This window comes from Yersinia massiliensis (genome assembly GCF_003048255.1).
Classification (GTDB): Bacteria; Pseudomonadota; Gammaproteobacteria; order Enterobacterales; family Enterobacteriaceae; genus Yersinia; species Yersinia massiliensis_A.
In genome coordinates this window covers 818,820-838,526 of the sequence record NZ_CP028487.1, presented here as the reverse complement: position 1 = coordinate 838,526, position 19,707 = coordinate 818,820, and the positions used below count along the sequence as shown (strand labels likewise).

Genomic DNA, 19,707 nt, shown 5'->3' with positions numbered 1-19,707 from the left:
ATGCTCATTGAACTTGTGCACTATAAGCCCGATGTCACATTGATTCAGGATAGCGGTATCCAGTTTCTCGATTTTGGTCTGTCCCTCGCTTTTGGTGAGAAGGACAAAGGGTATTTCGTTCGCCAGACGGCGAATGGCCCGCTATTAAATCTCCAGCAAGATGCCATAGATGGCAAATTTACGATCCCCTGTCCTCCTGAAGATACGGCCGAAATCGTCAGACCAGAGAGCACTATCCTACTATCGCACTCACTTGCACTCCTTGACGGCGTGTGGTTACCGCTGCCTTGGTTGCGCCGTAGCCAAGGCATTGCATCAGGAAGCGGCCCAGATAACTGGTCACGAGTGCAGTTTACGCGTTTGCAGAAACCCGATGCTGCGGGAAATACGGTGCGGATGTGTATCGCGTTTGATACACAGATCCCCACCGGTGACGACGCTCATTCGCAACTTGCCCCGATACAAGCGGATATCGACAATGGGGTGCGTTTTGCCTTCGCTTGGCGTAATGCGGATATTGCTGCATTCCTCGATAATACTTGGGTCGACGGCTGGCTGCGTGAAGTCTTTTCGACCTATGCCAGAGAACATGAACAGCGCAGCGAACAGGATATCGCCACAGCGCTGAAAGCATTCGAATATCAGGCCCATTTTCTTAATCTGCTGAACATTATGGCTAATCATTTGGCCTTGCCCGAGATCTTACTCAGTCGCGAAACACTCCACACCCCTGCAATTCCCGTCGATCTGGTGCTCGATGTGGGGAGCACACATACTTGCGGCGCGGTTATTGAAGATCATGGGCTCAATAATGATGGGCTCAAGCAATGTGCGGAACTGCGCTTACGCTCATTAAGTCAACCTCAGCTCATGAGCTCATCGCTCTTTTCCAGTCGACTGGAATTTAATGAAGCACGCTTTGGCAAACCCTACTTTTCATTGGAAAGTGGGCGTGAAGCCGCCTTTAGTTGGCCCTCGATCGTTCGTCTTGGTGATGAGGCCAAAAAAATCACACTACAGCGCGCCGGTAGCGAGGGGGGAAGCGGCCTTTCAAGTCCTCGCCGGTACTTATGGGATACCACCCCCGTTAGCGAGCCTTGGCGTTTTAGTGGCCGCCAACATGAGCCACTCGCGACTGCACTCCCCCTGATGCACTTGGTGAATGATGAGGGCACGCCGCTGTACTCGCTGGATCAAAATGAACGCCTGCCGGTCTTCACGCCTCGTTATAGCCGTGCATCACTAATGACACTCATTCTGAGCGAGTTATTAGCACAAACATTGGTACAAATTAATAGTCCGGCCTCACGCCAACAGAAGGGTTATCGCCATGCGCCCCGCCACTTACGGCACATAATTCTGACACTCCCTTCCGCCATGCCAAGTCAAGAGCGGAAACGCTTTCACCAACATATGAACGAGGCTATCGCGCTGGTCTGGAAGAGTTTGAACTGGCATCAGCATGACGAAGGCTTCAATACGCCACTGGAAAGAGCGAAAAGCAAAGTCCCAGTGCCAACAATCTCCCTCGACTGGGATGAGGCATCCTGTAGCCAACTGGTCTGGTTATATAATGAAAACCGCCGCTGTGGCGGCAGAATCGACAAACTTTTTAGTCTGCTCCGCCGCCCTGACCGCAGGCACGGTAAAGGCGAAATGGATGATCGGACACTCCGTGTTGCCGCTATCGATATTGGTGGTGGCACCACAGATTTAGCGATCACTCGTTATGACATTGATACCGCGGTGAGCAGTAATGTCAAAATCACCCCCCAGTTATTATTCCGCGAAGGCTTTAAAAATGCAGGTGATGACCTTTTGCTGGAAGTCATTCGTCAGGAAATCCTGCGAGCGATGGAGGAAGCCATTTGTCAGGCGGGCGTTGATGATAGCGAGGGGTTGCTGCGTCAGCTATTTGGATCATCATTAAGCCACGATGGCCGCGATGTCTTGCGTCAACAAGCCACATTGCTATTGATAATGCCATTGGGATACGCGCTGCTGAAGGCGTGGGAAGCAGGACAGACTGTGGATACCACGTTCGGCGCTTTGCTGGCCCAGCCGCCCACACCACAAGTCATTGCCTATATCGAGGATGCGGTTCTTCAGGCGGGTGGCGCATGCAAGGTATTAGATATCCCTTTACGCGTCGATCCCCAAACCCTGAGCAACGCCCTATTAACTGGCCAATTTTCTCTGACCCAAACATTGCAGTCACTTTGCGAAGTCATCGAGTATTACTGCTGCGACGTACTGCTCTTGTCTGGGCGCCCAAGTTGCCTACCTGGTGTGCAGACTTACTTGCGCCGCCGCCAACCGGTGCCATCAAGCCGCATTGTCTGGATGCAGAATGACCCACTACCCGACGGTTTTCCCTTCAATCAGAAAATAGCCGCAAGCAATCCCAAAACCACCGCGGTGGCTGGGGCCATGCTGTACCGTTTGGCGATGGACTTACGCCTGCCAGGATTCAACTTTAGCGTCGGGAATATTCAATCGACCTCAACCATCCGCTATTTAGGGGTGATCGACGAACACAATCTGCTCGCTGAAGAAAATACGTATATCCAGCACAACGAAGGAGCATCGCAAGAGATGACTCTTGCGATACGTGGTAACACTCGCTTGGGCTTCCGACAGCTTGCTAACCCAAGTTGGCCTGCTACACCGCTTTACCAATTGACGCTACGCGACCCGCAGCTCGCAAGAACACTTGCCAACGGTGCCATTTTGTCTGTTCGCCTGCGTCGAGAAGCCAATAGCGATGAGCTCGTGCTTATTGATGCAACATTGCAAGACGGCAGCCCTGTCTCCTGTGATTGTCTCCGCCTTTCATTGCACACACTAACCGATAACCATACTGCCGCCAGAGAATACTGGATTGATAGTGGGAACTTGTACCAATGACATATACCAAACCCGATGCCCTAATATCTTGTGTTCAAAACACTCGCCAGCAGAACACGTGCTTAGAGAATGAAGCCGATGCGATGTTCACTGTTCATGAAGCTGAAAAACTCCTGCGCGCACTGCAAGCCAGTTCCGATCGTCATGGTGAATTGCTCTGTGAACTCACGATCAATGAACAGGCATTTGAAGCCATCAGGCTACAACCAGAAACACCGGAGGGGTCAGCCATTTTACCTTCTACGATCAATCTGTTTGGCGATGATACTTCGTTGGCATGTGGCGTCGATGAAAAAGGTTTCGCCGCCAGAGCCTATCGGCACTGGATCAATCATATTCGCGAAAAAGGATTTGATGCAGAACTGGCTTTACGTTGTGGGCTAACCCCTCAGCAGTTACAGATGTTGTGTCATGTTTTGATCCAGGCAAGCGACAAGACTGACCTTCAAACCTATCTGGCCCGTATGATTGACGATTTAAAAGGTGATCCGATCGCCAGAGCCTACTGTACAAAAATGGTTTTAAACGAATTTATTACGTGGCTTGGCTATGATCGTGTTGCACCAGAGATGAGGCCAAACAGCCATATTCATCGTGATTCAGCGCTCTTTAGCCCTCTTCTGAGAGAGGCACCTTTAGCTGAACTAGATAATCAGGTACACAGTAATATCGTGTGGCTGGGTGACTGGTTAATTGCACTCTACAACCGCACGTTAGAGCAACATGAGGAATAGGGTTTAAATCCAGAACAGTGCCATCAGCTTAATACGATTTTTTAAATTAACTGTTTCCATAAAATAATTCTCATGGACGCAGATATTGATTTATTTAGCATTTAATTCTTACAACACCATTACAGTCATTAGGCAGTATTACAATATTAAATAAGGTTACCCCGATGAAAGCGATCATTATCGATAATCATCCGCTTGCGCGTGCTGTCATTCGAAATTTACTTGAGAATGCTGGTGTGAATGTATTATTTGAATCTGATAATGGTGCTGAAGCACTGAAGTTGATGAAAAACGCTCAACCAGACGTAGTGATTTTAGACGCTGATATGCCAAGACTAAGCGGAATCGAAGTCATTGTAAAACTGAGAAAAAAAAGATATATCGGCATCATCATCGTGGTGTCAGCGAATAACGATCTTTTTTATAGTCAGCGGAGTGCTGATGCAGGAGCAAATGCATTTATCAGTAAAAAACATTGTATTACAGATATTATTCCTGCCATTGAAGCGGCGCAAAAAGGTTACAGCTATTTTCCTTTCATATCCGATGAGTTGAACGTCAAGCCTACCTCTGAGAAAGAAAAACTTGATCTGCTCTCAATGCAAGAAATAAAAGTGATGCGTTATATTCTTGATAGCTTAAGTACGATGAGTATCGCGTCAGAAATGAGAATCAGTAGTAAAACAGTGAGTACTTATAAAAGTCGATTAATGGATAAATTAGAATGTAAGACTTTGATGGATTTATTCTCTTTTGCCCGCCGTAATAAGATTTGCTAGTCCTATTCTACTGCAACTTATAGAGAATACTGATTAGAAAAAAATTGAGCCCTGTACGATACAGGGCTCTTGTCTATATTAGAATGTTTCCCAACTGTCGCTTGCAGTCGCTGCACTGGCTTTACGTGCAATAGCCATGGCTGGCGGCGCCACATTTTTGGTTGCGGCATGCTCAAACGTATTCATTCGTTCCTGCTGAATATGGAATACGGCAACAGCTTGGGTCAAACGGCTGGCTTGTTCTTCTAGCGCGGCTGCGGCTGCGGCAGATTCTTCGACCAATGCGGCGTTTTGCTGAGTGACACGATCCATTTCCACTACCGCTAGCCCCACTTGATCGATACCGCGGCTTTGTTCGTCAGAAGCAGAAGCAATTTCACCCATAATATCAGTGACTCGAGTCACCGCATTGACGATTTCATCCATGGTTTCACCTGCGCGTTCCACTAGGGTAGAACCCATTTCGACACGGCCAACAGAATCTTCAATCAAACTTTTGATTTCACGTGCAGCTTGAGCGCTTCGTTGTGCCAAGTTACGCACCTCACCCGCCACAACCGCAAAACCACGGCCCTGTTCACCCGCACGTGCAGCTTCAACGGCAGCGTTAAGCGCCAAGATGTTGGTCTGGAAGGCAATTCCATCGATGACACTAATAATATCGGCAATCTTCTGAGAACTCACACCGATATCACGCATAGTCTGTACAACGTCATCAACAACTTTGCCACCCTTCTGCGCCGTTTCGGACGCATTCAGCGCCAGATGACTCGCTTGACGGGCATTTTCGGCGTTCTGTTTCACCGTCGCGGTTAACTCTTCCATACTGGCAGCGGTCTCTTCTAAAGAGGCGGCCTGCTGCTCTGTACGTGAAGAGAGATCATTATTGCCAACAGAGATTTCACTCGCCCCGCTGTAAATCGCATCGGCTCCGCTACGGACATCACCGACGGTGCGAGCCAGTTCGCCCTGCATGTGGCGTAATGTATCCGCCAGCACACCCATTTCGTTAGTGCCTACCACGTCGATATGTCTTGCTAAGTCTCCACCTGAGATATGGCGAATACTGTCAATCAGGCGATTAAGTGGGGAGATCAACGTTTGCTTGATGCCCAACCAAACACAGATAATCACTAACAAAACAACCGTGAGCACAGCAACTTGTATCCAAATTGTCTGTACGAAAGTGGTTTCGTTCTCCGCTACTGCCCCCTCAAACAAGCGATTGGCTTGCTGTAAATAGCTATTATACTGCTCTTCAAATTCCGTCTCGAAACGCTGTGTCGGATGGTCTGCATACTCCCTAAGCTTACCCGCAGCCAGCATCTGGTTCAGTTCCTCTAGCGCGGCACGATAACCATCGTACTTACGCTTAAGGTCTTGAAGGAATGCCGTATTCATAGTAGTGGGTAATGCTTCAAATTCTGCAAAATCTTTCTCAGACTCTTTTAACGCGGCTGAGGCAGCTTGCAGTAATGGCGGAACGGCATTAACGTCATTTAAAGAAAGGCGGTTGGCAGAACGAGCGAGAAAACCACGGGTTTTCACTAATCCTGTCCAACTCGCAGATATGGCAGTCTGCCGCTGACTAATGCTTTGCAGGCTATTAAAGTTATCTTTATCGTTTTTGATTGCACTATAAAAAAGTCCACCGGACGTTATTTGCAGCATACCAAAAATAATTAAGACCAACATAAAGCTAGTGACAATTTTAATACGATTTAACATCTTCTCTCTTCCCTCTAGATATATACATAATCTATCGGCCTGAAGAGAGAAAACATAATGAATCCCATCCTGACATATGCAGATACTTTAGTCACTATATTGCCTCATCACTAAACTTAAGTGAGTACTCAACGAGGATTTTACGGATGAAAAATAAGCATCATTGCAATTTATATCTATGATTTAAACGAAGGAAATGGATGGAATCCATTATTTTTATGACAAAATCAATCCCACTAATGGGTGTTATTGAATTTGAAAAAATGCTTCAGTCGATGCTTTTTGCATCGGGTAAGGCAGTTCGGTGAAACTCAATATCCAGGAAAGTCCTATTAGATATAGTGATTTGTATATAGTTTGCATCGTTTCTTTTAAGTATTGCTACGTGGGCATTTTCACCAGAGTGTCGTGAAGCAATTTCTCTTATCTCATCAAGCATATACTGGATTTTTCTCTCACTCATCGCCTAATCCTTTTGGTTATATGTAACACCTGCATTTAAAAACTGTCATGTGTAATATTAGATGAAGAAACTAATGGAAAATGACCACTTACGCACAGCGTTTACATCGACTATGTTTGCATCGACTATGTTTACATCGACTATGTTTACATCGACTATATGGGATGGATATCAAGCCATTTACTTAACGAGCTAACTAATACACATTTAAAATAAACATACGATACTTTAACCCTCCGAATTTAATTTTCAAGTAGAAGTGTGAGTCAATACATAAATTAAATTTACATTTGTTTTACCCCCAACATAAAAAAAATCAATTCTATTAAATACGAACAAAAACTTGTCGTTTTCGTTCAATTAACAGTTTAAAATTACGTGATATCCTATATAATCTTGGGGATAATCAAGAGTCAGTTTTTTCATTTTAATTTTCCTTGAGTCTCAGGTAATTCAGTATGAATAAGCGGTATCTTTATTTTAATCTGGGCGTCGGCTTTTGGCTGCTCGCTTTAACCGCCTGTCTCTCTTACTCTACAGTACTGACACTGGTTTTAGCTTGCCTTGCATTAGGCTCATTTACACTCCATTGTTCACAATTGCAGAATCTAAATATGTTTAAAATAAACAAAAAACCAAGTAATGACTTACAAACAAAAAACCTCAGCCTACCTGCATTACTTCCCTCTGAGGAAAACGGCCCCCATACCATTATTGCCAAAGATAATCGCGTCGAAGGTAATCTGACTTCTTCTGGGCAGATTGAAATTTTTGGAGAAGTTAAGGGGGATATCCATGTCACTAATGGGCTGGTACGTATTCTGTGTTCTGGTCGTGTCGAAGGTAATATCACCTGCGATGAATTATATATAGATGGTTCAGTTCGAGGAAAATGTACCGCCGACATCATCAATATTGACGAGCACGGTAACATCAATGGTGTTCTCACCTATAATTCGCTGTCTATCCAACATGGCGCGATTGTCATAGGTACACTCTGCCATGTTAATAAGTTAGAAAATTTAGTTCATGAAGCACCTTTCGAACCAAAAGAAATATCCTTACAAAAACCTCATAAGCAAAAACAATTAAAACAAGAAGTTGAAGAATTATACCTTCAGAAGTAAAAAAATTCTCTGTCGCAGTGATGATTTTCTGTGACAGAGAATTGAATATTGCGTGATTATCTTAACGAAATCCAATTAATGATCCATTCTACTCGTCGGTAAAATTAACATGGGTTGTAATGAGGGTATGCCCAGCTTATTCATAGCATTTCGCTTATAGTAACTCACTGTTTTGTTGCTCAATTGCAAAGCAGAAGCAATGTGATTATTGGAGTTTCCTTGTAGCAATAATTCCATAACTAGTTGCTCCCGTTTTGATAGTGATAAATGTCTCTTTCGATAAAAAAAACGTTTGGTCGGTGTGACCTGATAAAAAACCTGCCTCAACCATTCGACAACATGACTAACGGGGGCTGTTTTCGCAATCATTGCGTAGATGAGATCAATGTCGTAGAAATAATGCTCTAACAGTCGGATATAGGGTATATCGGCGATAATAACCACACGACAAGTGGCTCTATTCGCCTGTAACCAATTTACGATCAAATGAAAGGTATGGTTATGACGATAGTCGTCGCAGCACAAACTCAAAATAACCATATGAGTAGAAGGAAAGCGCATCAAATTATCGTATACATCTTCTAGTGATTTGACTTGAGCAACAATATTAATGGGTTCCGTATTCAATATATCATTTAAAATATCTTTCACACTGGCGAGTGTAAATTGACAGGCATGTTGAATGATAACTTGTTTCTCTTCCATATAATCAATCCCTATTGATTCTTAAAATAAAACTTCAAAATATTTAGAACTGAGGGTTATTGCGTCCTTTAAAAAATAAATAAATCAACATCATAATAGCAACGGTTAACGTAAGAGATGACCACAATAAAGTTGCAATCAATGAACCATAAGCATCATCCGAGAAGATAAGACCAAAATAACGTGAATAGAACTGTATGACGAGGCTAGGAATAAACTCAACACTCAGCAATGAAATAAAACAAAACATCCATGCAAACCAGAAAATGTAAAAAAAAACGGATTCAGCTATTTTCATAAAGCGTCCCTCCATCATATACCACTCTCATTTTGATATTGATGCTTGATAGTCAAGATTTTTATGGAAATATTATAAAGCTATCAAGCATCAACATGTTGTGTGTATAGCGATTGTTACCTAATTCAAATTCACTAGTGTGGGTGTAAATGAGAATGGGATGGATGAAGTTATGGCTTCATCCGTGGTTGAGAAAAGCCAGCTCGGATTATTAAGTTGCAAAGTAGATAACTTTGGTTTTACATCAAATTGAAATGTCTTATTACCATTCCCCGCAGTGATGGGAATAGTGACAATGATGTCATTATTGGGTATTAACTCAGTTCCTTCATAGAAAATGTTCAGTGTCAGCCCTGTTTTATTGGTTGAAAATGAACTTCCAGCCCCAGCAAGATTTAATCTACCTGAAATAGATTGTGTCATGTTCAAAGAAGAGCTATCCCCCGAACAGGCAACGCTTATTGTTGGATGATTAGCCTGATTAGTGGCGCTCCCCGCGAAGGCTTGGTCTGTTAGCGCCGTGAATGAAAAGGTGCTGTTAGTCACTGTCGGATTACAATTTATCGTCCCAACGTTGTTCCATCCTGAAATATTGAACTTATAATTCTTCGCACTAGGCATGGTATTAAGTCCGCCAACACCATCCAACTGGAAAAGAGTAATTGATGTCACGCCAGCGGTACTGATGTCCCCTGTTTTCTTTAAATACGTTTGGAAAGTCACACCATTTTTAACGAGATCATTTCCCGATGTGACTCTCCAACCTGTATCTTTCCGCCTGCTATTCAATGAACTACCTGTACTCATTGTGCCTAAATCAACGCCGTCAAAAATCAACCCCATTTCTACATTCTGAGGGAGTGTCTCAGCCCCCATAAATGGATAGGCATAAATATAGACATTTTCGGTTATTCCAGAGGAACAGGTAATATTTCTCGTAAAGACATCAGAACGCCATATTATATCGCCATTAGACGCATTAGCGAGATAGACCATTCTGTCTAACACCACGGAATCAAGAACAACATTACCGGCGCCCACACAATCTAACGCCATGACTTTTGATGAAGCCAATGAGATAACGCCAAATAATATAAGTGATACTGTTTTTTTCATTTGCATAAAATCCATTATTTTGTTTAAGCGGCTATCAACACCTTGCTGATAAAAACGTAACAGCATCCTTGCTATTACGTCTTTTCAGAAGATATCTCTCCAATTAACAATGACGGCTACTCACTATTTGAATATATTAATTGACCTTAATTTCCAGTGAGCTGCGATAGACGCCAAACGATAATGTCGCCATATCCTCAAGTACGGTATCGTCAATATAGGTTGCGATATTACCGAGACCTTTCTGAGTAGAGGTTAACGTTGCCGTATATACCCCTTGAGACTCGCTAATTGGTCCTAGCGTAATACCACTGCTGATCCCCTCGACCTTAAATTTAACATCGGCACCGCGAACCAAATTATTGTGCTCATCCCTAGCCGTAAATGTCATGGATAACGATGCACTCCCGTTGGCCGAAATAATATTTTTATCGATAGCGAATGTGGATTTAGCACCACTAATATCTCCAGCAATAAAGTTAGAGGTTTTCGCCGCTGTGGTGTTGGTGCCAACCTTTGCCGTGACCCCATGATCACCTGCGATCAGACTGACCAAGGCTGCCGTGGCCACCCCGTCGTTGTTGGTGTTCACTATTAAAGTCGTCTGCTGAGCCGTGTTGGCGAAGGTGGCACCGCCACTCACCACGAAAGTCACGCCCACATTCGGCACTAAATTGCCATTACCGTCCTTCACCGTGGCACTGACCGCATTGGTCGCCGTATTGTTCGCCACTGCCCCACTGGCGACAGTAAAGTCAGTGCTACCAATGATGGCGGTGGTTTCATCCGCGATAAAAGTAGAGGTTTTCGCGGCGGTGGTGTTGGTCCCCACCGTGGCTGTGACATCATGACCGCCCGCGACCCGACTGATCAGTAATGCTGTTGCCACCCCTGCGCTGTTGGTGTTGACCTCCTTAGTCAGTTCGGTTCCCCCTTCGAAGGTTGCCCCGCCACTGACCACGAACGTCACACTCACATTCGGCACTAAATTCCCATTGCCATCCTTCACTGTGGCGCTGACGGTATTGGTGGCAATATTGTTCGCCACTGCGCCGCTGGCGACAGTAAAGTCAGTACTACCAATGATGGCGGTGGTTTCATCCGCGATAAAAGTAGAGTTTTTCGCGGTCGTGGTGTTGGTGCCGACTGTTGCCGTCACCCCATGATCACCCGCGACCAGACTGACCAAAGTTGCTGTAGCAACCCCGGCGTTGTTGGTGATTGCCGACTTGCTGATCTCGGTGGCCCCGTCAAAGGTTGCCCCGCCCGTCACGGCAAAAGTCACAGTGACATTCGGTACCAGATTGCCATCAGCATCCTTCACGGTAGCGCTCACGGCATTGGTGGCAATATTGTTCGCCACTGCCCCACTGGCGACAGTAAAGTCAGTGCTACCAATGATGGCGGTAGTTTCATCCGCGATGAAGGTGGAGGTTTTCGCGGTGGTGGTGTTGGTCCCCACCGTGGCCGTGACGTCATGATCACCCGCTACCCGACTGATCAGTAATGCTGTCGCCACCCCAAGGTTATTAGTGATGACCTCCTTACTAAGATCAGCTCCCCCTTCGAAGGTTGCCCCGCCACTGACCACGAACGTCACGCTCACATTCGGCACTAAATTCCCATTGCCATCTTTCACCGTCGCACTCACGGCATTGGTCGCCGTATTATTAGCGGCCGCGCCACTGGCGACAGTAAAGTCGGTGCTGCCAATCTCGGCCGTGGTTTCATCGGCGATAAAATTGGACGTTTTCGCGGCCGTGGTGTTGGTACCGACCGTTGCCGTCACAGCATGATCACCTGCGACCAAACTGATTAAGGCTGCTGTTGCCACCCCATCATTGTTAGTGATGGCTTCTTTAGTCACCTCGATTCCCCCGTTGAAGGTCGCCCCCCCAGTGACCGCGAAAGTCACGACAACATTTGGCACGGTATTCCCATTACCATCTTTCACCGTGGCGCTGATTGCATTGGTCGCCGTATTGTTGGCTACTGCTCCGTTGGCGACCGTAAAATCAGTGCTACCAATGACTGCGGTGGTTTCATCGGCGATAAAATTGGACGTTTTCGCCGCCGTGGTGTTGGTGCCCACCGTTGCCGTGACCCCATGATCACCCGCGACCAGACTGACCAAAGTTGCTGTAGCGACCCCGGCGTTGTTGGTGGTCGCCGACTTGCTTACCTCGGTGGCCCCGTCAAAGGTGGCGCCGCCACTCACCACGAATGTCACATTCACATTCGGCACTAAATTGCCATTGCCGTCCTTCACCGTGGCGCTCACCGCATTGGTCTCGGTATTGTTTGCCACTGCCCCACTGGCGACAGTAAAGTCAGTGCTACCAATGATGGCGGTAGTTTCATCCGCGATGAAGGTGGAGGTTTTCGCGGTGATGGTGTTAGTTCCCACCGTGGCCGTGACGTCATGATCGCCCGCGACCCGACTGATCAGTAATGCTGTTGCCACCCCAAGGTTGTTAGTGATGACCTCCTTACTAAGATCAGCTCCCCCTTCAAAGGTTGCTCCGCCACTCACCGTAAAGGTCACGCTCACATTTGGCACGGTATTCCCATTGCCATCTTTGACCGTCGCGCTGACTTCGTTGGTGGCAATATTGTTCGCCACTGCGCCACTGGCAACGGTAAAGTCGGCGCTCGCGATGATGGCACTGGTTTCATCCGCGATAAAAGTGGAGGTTTTCGCCGCTGTGGTGTTGGTGCCCACTGTTGCTGTCACCGCATGATCACCTGCCATCAGACTGACTAATGCAGCTGTAGCGACCCCACTGTTGTTGGTCATCACCGATTTGTTGACCTCGGCTGCCCCGTCGAAGGTCGCTCCCCCCGTCACGGCGAAAGTCACAGTGACATTCGGCACCAGATTGCCATCAGCATCCTTCACGATAGCGCTCACGGCATTGCTCGCCATATTGTTCGCCACCGCACCACTGGCGACAGTGAAATCAGTACTCGCAATAATGGCTGTCGTCTCATCGGCCACAAAGGTGGAGGTTTTCGCAGCAGTAGTATGGGTTCCCACTGTTGCCGTCACCGCATGATCACCCGCCACTCGGCTGATCAGTAATGCTGTTGCCACCCCAGCGCTGTTAGTGTTGACCTCCTTAGTCAGTTCGGTTCCCCCTTCGAAGGTTGCCCCGCCACTGACCACGAACGTCACGCTCACATTCGGCACGATATTCCCATTGCCATCTTTGACCGTCGCACTTACCGCATTGGTCTCGGTATTATTCGCCACCGCACCACTGGCAACAGTAAAGTCAGTGCTGCCAATCTCGGCCGTGGTTTCATCAGCAATAAAAGTAGAAGTTTTCGCGGTCGTGGTGCTGGTTCCCACCGTTGCCGTCACCGCATGATCGCCCGCCACTCGACTAATCAACGCAGCGGTAGCCACCCCTGCACCGTTAGTGATGGCCTCTTCACTCACCTCGGTTCCCCCGTTGAAGGTTGCCCCCCCAGTGACCGCGAAAGTCACGACAGCATTTGGCACCGTATTACCATTGCTATCTTTCACCGTCGCACTGACCGCATTGGTCTCGGTATTGTTCGCCACCGCTCCGCTGGCGACAGTAAAGTCGGCGCTACTTATCTCAGCCGTCGTCTCATCCGCGATAAAGGTAGAGGTTTTCGCCGCCGTGGTGTTGGTGCCCACCGTTGCCGTGACTCCATGATCACCCGCGACCAGACTGACCAAAGTTGCTGTGGCGACCCCGGCGTTGTTGGTGGTCGCCGACTTGCTGATCTCGGTTACCCCGTCAAAGGTTGCGCCGCCACTCACCGCGAATGTCACATTCACATTGGGCACCAGATTTCCCTCGGCATCCTTCACCGTGGCGCTCACCGCATTGGTCGCAGCATTATTCGCAATAGCCCCACTGGCGACTGCAAAGTCGGTGCTGCCAACTTCTGCCGTGGTTTCATCGGCTATAAAGGTAGAGGTTTTCGCGGCAGTAGTGTTAGTTCCCACAGTGACCGTGACGCCATGATCACCCGCCACCCGACTGATCAAAGCTGCTGTTGCCACCCCAAGGTTATTCGTGATGACCTCCTTACTAAGCTCGGTTCCCCCTTCGAAGGTTGCCCCGCCGCTCACCGCAAAGGTCACGCTCACGTTCGGTACGATATTCCCATTGCTATCTTTCACCGTCGCGCTCACGGCGTTGGTGGCAATATTGTTGGCTATCGCACCACTGGCGACGGTAAAGTCGGCGCTTGCAATGATGGCACTGGCTTCATCTGGCGTAAAAGTGGAGGTTTTCGTCGCCGTGGTGTTGCTGCCCACGGTTGCCGTCACCCCATGATCGCCCGCAACTCGGCTGAATAATTGAGCGATGGCGACCCCACTGCTGTTAGTGATCGCCGACTTGCTTACCCCGGTTCCCCCGTCGAAAGTTGCGCCACCAGTCACTTCAAACGTGACACTGACATTCGGCACTAAATTGCCATTGCCATCTTTCACCGTCGCACTCACGGCATTGGTGTCGGTATTGTTCGCCACCGCCCCGCTGGCCACGGTGAAGTCAGTACTGCCAATCTCGGCCGTGGTTTCATCGGCCACAAAGGTGGTGTTTTTTGCGGCGGTGGTGTTCGTTCCCACTGTTGCCGTCACTGCGTGATCACCCGCGACCTGACTGATCAAGGCTGCTGTTGCGACCCCACTGCCGTCGGTCATTACCGAATTAGTCGTCTGAGTGGTGCCGACAAAAGTAGCGCCGCCAGTCACTTCAAACGTGACGCTGACATTCGGCACTAAATTGCCATTGCCATCTTTCACCGTCGCGCTTATCGCATTCGTCGCGATATTATTGGCGACGGCCCCGCTGTCCACAGTGAAGTCTGCGCCCGCAATGATGGCGGTGGTTTCATCCGCCACGAAGTTGGAGTTTTTCGCGGTCGTGGTGTTGGTGCCGACCGTTGCCGTCACGGCATGATCGCCTGTCACCCGACTGATCAACGCGGCTGTGGCAACCCCACTGTTATCGGTACTTGCCACCTTCGTGTTCTGAGTCGTGCCAACAAAGGTTGCGCCCCCTGTGACCGTGAATGTCACATCTGCATTCGGCACCACATTGCCACCAGCATCCTTCACCGTAGCGCTCACGGCATTGGTGGCAATATTGTTCGCCACCGCGCCACTGCCTACCGTAAAGTCCGCATCAGCTATCTCGGCGGTGGTCAAATCGGGTCTAAAGGTGGTGTTCTCACTGGCGCTACTGCCGTTTACCGTCGCAGTCACCACCGAGGTGCCCGCCACAAGATTGGTCAGTTCCATCCGAGCAATGCCATCCACAGCCGTACTGGCACTAGCATTAGCCAAACTGCCGCTGTCCACACTGAAGTTGACTATCTCATCAGGCACCGGATTACCATTTGCATCGGTCACTAAAACCTGAACGGCATTACGGTCAAGGCCATTCGCAATCGCATTATTGACGGTCACCGTAAGGTTGCCATTAGCAATCTCGGCCGTGCCACTATCAGCAATAAAGGTTAAAGGCGATTGCGCGCGATTGCCGTTATCCAAGACACCACGAATATGCCCACTCCCAGCGAGTGAACTTTTGATCGCAATATTCGCTTTGCCTTGATTATCAGTCACGGCATTTGGAATGGTCACATCACCCACCGTCGAGTTAAATGCGATATTCATTCCCGCCAATGGTGACGCTACAGGGCCACTGGTATCGACAACGGTTGCGATATAACTCACTAGGGTAGTGCCATCGGCAATCGCGATATGACTACCTCCGTTGAGGGCGAGGGAGATTTGTTGCGGTGATTCTTGCACCACAAGCGTGGTGGTCGCCGTATTCGATCGATTACCGCGCACATCATAAGCAACAGCGCTGACCTGATAGCTGTTAGCCGTGGCGACTTGTTGATAAGGCGGGAAAGTGACGGAAGCCGACTCTAAAGTCAGCGGTACAAGTGCACCTCCAGCGGCGATTAGCGCTGGCGCACTCCATTCCACTCTCTCGGCGCCATACTTAGAATTGATATTGCCCGTGAGCTGAAGATTAGAAATGGCATAGGCGGATAATGTTTCTGGCAATGTCAGCCTGATTAAATCCTGCTTTTGATATTGCATGACGATATTGTAATTACGATCAACAATATCGTAGCGGCTGCCCATCAGGCTTCGCATCAAACCCACCGCATTTCGGTTGATTTGATCGACCCAAGGCACACCGAATCGGTAATTAAAGTTCAGACCAAGTTGTAGTTCGTTATTAGTATTTTGGCCTTTCTTATGTGCCATATCGATAGTAAACAATGGAATTGGCGTGTAATTAACGCCCACCGTGAAAGCAGACGGTGAATCACCTAAGTCACTGGGACTAGTGCTGCCGGAATTCAGGGCAACACCTTTACCGAAGTATTTCTCATACATTAAACGTCCACCCAACTGTGGGTGGCTGGGCAGATAGGCTTCTGCACGCACATCAAATCCATTGGCTGGGCGTTCGTCATAATCTTCCATATCGGCAAGTACCGACTGATGCCAGTCAGTCAAACGGAAATAGCCGTTAGCCGAGAATTTGAGATTGTCAGTCCAGGCTTCGCCGCCGACACCCAAACGGCTATTCTTGCCGGTCAGGTCATAATCATAAAAGGTATTAACACCGAACATCCAGTTGTCGGTAAAAGTACGCGCACCAAGACCAATGTTATTGGTGGTTCTTTCCCCGTTGTAACGCACCCCTAATTGACCAAACAACAAATTGTTCTGTGTTTCTGTCAGCGGGATCAAGACATCAGCATTACCGATGCCATTCGAATTGATTTGCACACGAGCATTACCGTACTGACCAAGCCAGTCAGCAGCGGCTTGCGAAGCTAAACCTGAAGCAACACCTGATACGGCACTTTCTGCGGCCCGGCTGCTATTTTCATTCCCCATAATGCCCCAAAGTTGAGTCGCGGCACTGGCCACATTTTCCTCATTCACCGCGGGTAGATGGCTTTGCGCATTAATATCTGTCTGCAACGAGCCTAAATCAGGTAACTGTTTGATATCTTCAGCTGTCGCATCCGGTGCAGTAAGGGGTGAAGATGGGGTACTCAAGGGAGCCGTTGAGGGTAATGAAGGGGCATAAAATGGGTTGTTAGATAAGGGGTTATGGGATGGCTCTCCCGACTTAGGCTCTGTGTTATCTGGGATTGTCAGAATGTCTAACGAGCGCATTTTCGCCATCTGTTCATCTAATTCATTCGCACGTACAGATGAAGAGATAAGCGGGCTAAAGGCTATCACGATAGGTAACATTAATTGCACTAACAAAGTATTAAATGCAACTACCCGCATAAATGATTTATATGAATAGAAACCGTTCATAATAAATTCAACGTCCCGATTTTAATTGGCAATATAACCCTGCGAGTATTGATATAGAGTCATTGCATAAACCACAAAAAGCCAATTACATCATTATGTTACACATGATGAATTGACCTATCCTTGTGGCCTGATTATGTATATCACTCAAAGGTGATGAATAACGCGCATACGGAGAAGATAAGCTGTTTAGTAAGCCAAACAGCTCTAATTAATCATAAAGTTAATTATCTAATACAGAACAATAGCGCAGTGCATTTAAGGTCATGCAGCTGAATACGAATACCATTGTTGTCAAATGAGTAAATAGATCAGAATATTCTAGATTCGAGAAAGATAATTAACTTTATTCTGTACTTCATTAAAAGCCGTGTTTCTCACTCGTGCACATACCATTTTCAATTTCGAATCAAGCTCGAGAGAAATTAGCTGCTTAGGATCTTCGTCAAGAATATTCCTATTTTGCTCTAAGAAAGAATACATATCATTTATCTTATCAAACTGGCCTCGAAAAACTGAGAAATCATTCCCATTCAATTTTTTAACCATTGAGAAGTTATTGACACACTGATCGTTAGTGCTTTTTTTAATGATAGCAGCGGTCTGTTGTTCTGATTCAGTTTTGGCTTTTGTCGTACATCCCATAAGCACTGTACTCAGCATTAACACTGTGATTGCCACATTTTTCATATATACCTCACTGATCCTTTATAAACAGCTATCCCATACTCTCAAAGACCGTTTTTACAAGAATTCCGACAACATCCTAGTGATGTTAAACGTAATATAAACGAACTTGAAAAAGTTGATAAAAACTCAAACCAATACAGCATTTTTGTAATCCGGTTTCTTTATAGCACGATCTTTTATGCTGTAAAACATTATTAACCTAGACTTTAAAGCCATAAAGACAACTCCAACCAGCTTATTATTCTTTAAATTTATTGATTGATGGATATATTGATCACTGAGGATGTATTTCTTGGTTATATCTTTCATATTATAACCATATATTAGCCAATAACCCTGTTTAAATTTAGTTCATAAAAATCACATTAATTATAAAAATATTTGATGCACCGCAAAAAAAATCAACAACTCAATAAGAATACAAATTTAAAAAAATGAAATACATTAAATAACCAATTTAATAACAAATTAAAAATGACATAACACAATAAGCTTTTCTAATTCAATAAATAATCGCACAAGAAAAGTCTTATATTGAATACAGATTATTCCTAACATTGAATATTCATTTGGCGATGACTATTACTGACCAATTCTACAGCAATCAACATTAATGAATTGCAATGCGAACGCATAGGCATTTTGTGACGTATCAATAAAACAGAGCGCCAATAGCCCCATCTGAAAGTAAATAGTAAAGCATTCTCATTCTTCATTGGTGAACTCAACAAAGTGAGCTGACCTGATTTTCTTGCCCTTAACTCACCATTTTTATTATTTTGCTGGCGGTATTCCAGAGATCGCCTTAATGGGATGAATGTGTCACTATCCCTAATCTCACCTCAATATCTCTCGCAGGAAATGACATGCATCTCGATTTACGCCAGTTGCGTAATTTTGTTGCGCTGATTGAGCACAGTAGTTTTATACAAGCTGCGGAAGCGGTTTGCTTATCACAATCAGCTTTTAGCCGAAGTATTCAGGCGCTTGAATTGAGTGTCGGGCATCCGCTTGTTGAGCGTAAAGGGAAACAACCAGAACTCACGTTGCATGGACAAAAATTACTGCCCTATGCACGTTACATGCAGGAATTGAGTGTTGAGATTACCACCACACTTCAGGATGTAGATGATACCGAAACAGGGGAAGTCTCCTTCGGTTGTGGACCCGCGCCTTCGGCTTTACTGATCCCTAAAGCCGTCGCCGAATTTCACCGCCAGACACCTCATGCCACCGTTTCATTTCGGGTCGATAACTGGTTTGCATTGCGTAATGCGCTCACGACGAATGAGTTACCCTTTGTCGTGGCCGATACGTGGCATGCAGAAATCGATACCCAGCTCAAAGTCCAGCCACTGAGTCAACAACGTTGCTTTTTTGTTTGCCACCAGCACCACCCATTAGCACGACGGGAGACGGCCACGATACAAGAGCTACTGAGCTACCCGCTGGCGGCTCCTTATTTGCCACCGGGCATTCGCAAAGTGCTGGCAACACTGAGCAAACGCGGAGACTACCAACCCGCGATCCAGTGCGATCATATTTATGCTCTACTCGGTATTTTAAAGAATACCGATGCCATCAGTTTTGCTAGTGAAGATGGATTCCAATTAGCGCAGCACAGCCACAATCTGGTGAAAATTGAGTTAGGTGACTTGCCGGATGAATGGCGGTTTATGCAAACCCGTTTTGGCGTGATTTCCCCGATGAACGCGATCCAGCGCCCTTTGGTGGAGAGGCTGATTGAGATAATTATGCATACTGATCGCCAGCGGCAGTTGAACCTGCTGGCGATGTAATTCTACTGGC

General features: G+C 46.8%; 11 protein-coding genes. 5 read left to right on the top strand and 6 right to left on the bottom strand.

Annotation, left to right across the window (positions count from 1 at the left end):
- From DA391_RS03735 to evgA, 3 genes are all read left to right on the top strand, one after another.
- Complete coding sequence (locus DA391_RS03735) at positions 1 to 2,907, top strand: virulence factor SrfB (protein ID WP_108088241.1); 2,907 nt, start codon at positions 1 to 3, stop codon at positions 2,905 to 2,907.
- Positions 2,904 to 3,641 (top strand): virulence factor SrfC family protein, encoded by a 738-nt coding sequence (locus tag DA391_RS03730; RefSeq protein WP_098904943.1) that lies wholly within the window; start codon positions 2,904 to 2,906, stop codon positions 3,639 to 3,641. The genes DA391_RS03735 and DA391_RS03730 overlap by 4 nt, the downstream gene beginning before the upstream one ends.
- A 164-nt stretch (positions 3,642 to 3,805) precedes the next feature.
- On the top strand, positions 3,806 to 4,420 hold the full coding sequence (evgA, locus tag DA391_RS03725) for an acid-sensing system DNA-binding response regulator EvgA (RefSeq protein WP_057644511.1): 615 nt from the start codon (positions 3,806 to 3,808) through the stop codon (positions 4,418 to 4,420).
- A 78-nt stretch (positions 4,421 to 4,498) separates the two neighbouring features.
- On the opposite strand, the gene DA391_RS03720 is transcribed toward evgA, so the two are convergent.
- Both DA391_RS03720 and DA391_RS03715 read right to left on the bottom strand, forming a co-directional pair.
- On the bottom strand, positions 4,499 to 6,148 hold the full coding sequence (locus DA391_RS03720; RefSeq protein WP_098904944.1) for a methyl-accepting chemotaxis protein: 1,650 nt from the start codon (positions 6,146 to 6,148) through the stop codon (positions 4,499 to 4,501).
- Positions 6,149 to 6,416: 268 nt separating this feature from the next.
- Entirely contained in the window at positions 6,417 to 6,611 is a 195-nt protein-coding gene (locus tag DA391_RS03715; RefSeq protein ID WP_050083232.1) for a hypothetical protein, read from the bottom strand.
- Between the two features lie 458 nt (positions 6,612 to 7,069).
- On the opposite strand from DA391_RS03715, the gene DA391_RS03710 reads away from it, so the two are divergent.
- Positions 7,070 to 7,738 carry a bactofilin family protein gene (locus DA391_RS03710; RefSeq protein WP_108087389.1) on the top strand — a complete coding sequence of 223 codons (669 nt, stop codon included), beginning with the start codon at positions 7,070 to 7,072 and terminating at the stop codon, positions 7,736 to 7,738.
- 75 nt (positions 7,739 to 7,813) lie between these two features.
- Here the strand turns inward: DA391_RS03710 and DA391_RS03705 are convergent, their stop codons facing one another.
- The 4 genes from DA391_RS03705 to DA391_RS03685 form a co-directional block, all read right to left on the bottom strand.
- Positions 7,814 to 8,443, bottom strand: a complete 630-nt coding sequence (locus DA391_RS03705; protein WP_108087388.1) for a helix-turn-helix transcriptional regulator — start codon at positions 8,441 to 8,443, stop codon at positions 7,814 to 7,816.
- A gap of 418 nt (positions 8,444 to 8,861) precedes the next feature.
- Positions 8,862 to 9,923, bottom strand: a complete 1,062-nt coding sequence (locus DA391_RS03695) for a hypothetical protein (RefSeq protein WP_050286745.1) — start codon at positions 9,921 to 9,923, stop codon at positions 8,862 to 8,864.
- Positions 9,924 to 9,993: 70 nt separating this feature from the next.
- Positions 9,994 to 17,208, bottom strand: a complete 7,215-nt coding sequence (locus DA391_RS03690; protein WP_108087387.1) for an Ig-like domain-containing protein — start codon at positions 17,206 to 17,208, stop codon at positions 9,994 to 9,996.
- Between the two features lie 321 nt (positions 17,209 to 17,529).
- Complete coding sequence (locus tag DA391_RS03685; protein ID WP_049607787.1) at positions 17,530 to 17,898, bottom strand: hypothetical protein; 369 nt, start codon at positions 17,896 to 17,898, stop codon at positions 17,530 to 17,532.
- 866 nt (positions 17,899 to 18,764) lie between these two features.
- Between DA391_RS03685 and DA391_RS03675 the strand changes: the two genes are divergently transcribed.
- A complete protein-coding gene (locus tag DA391_RS03675; RefSeq protein WP_057650774.1) occupies positions 18,765 to 19,697 on the top strand; it encodes a LysR family transcriptional regulator in 933 nt (310 codons plus the stop codon).
- Positions 19,698 to 19,707: the final 10 nt, after the last annotated feature.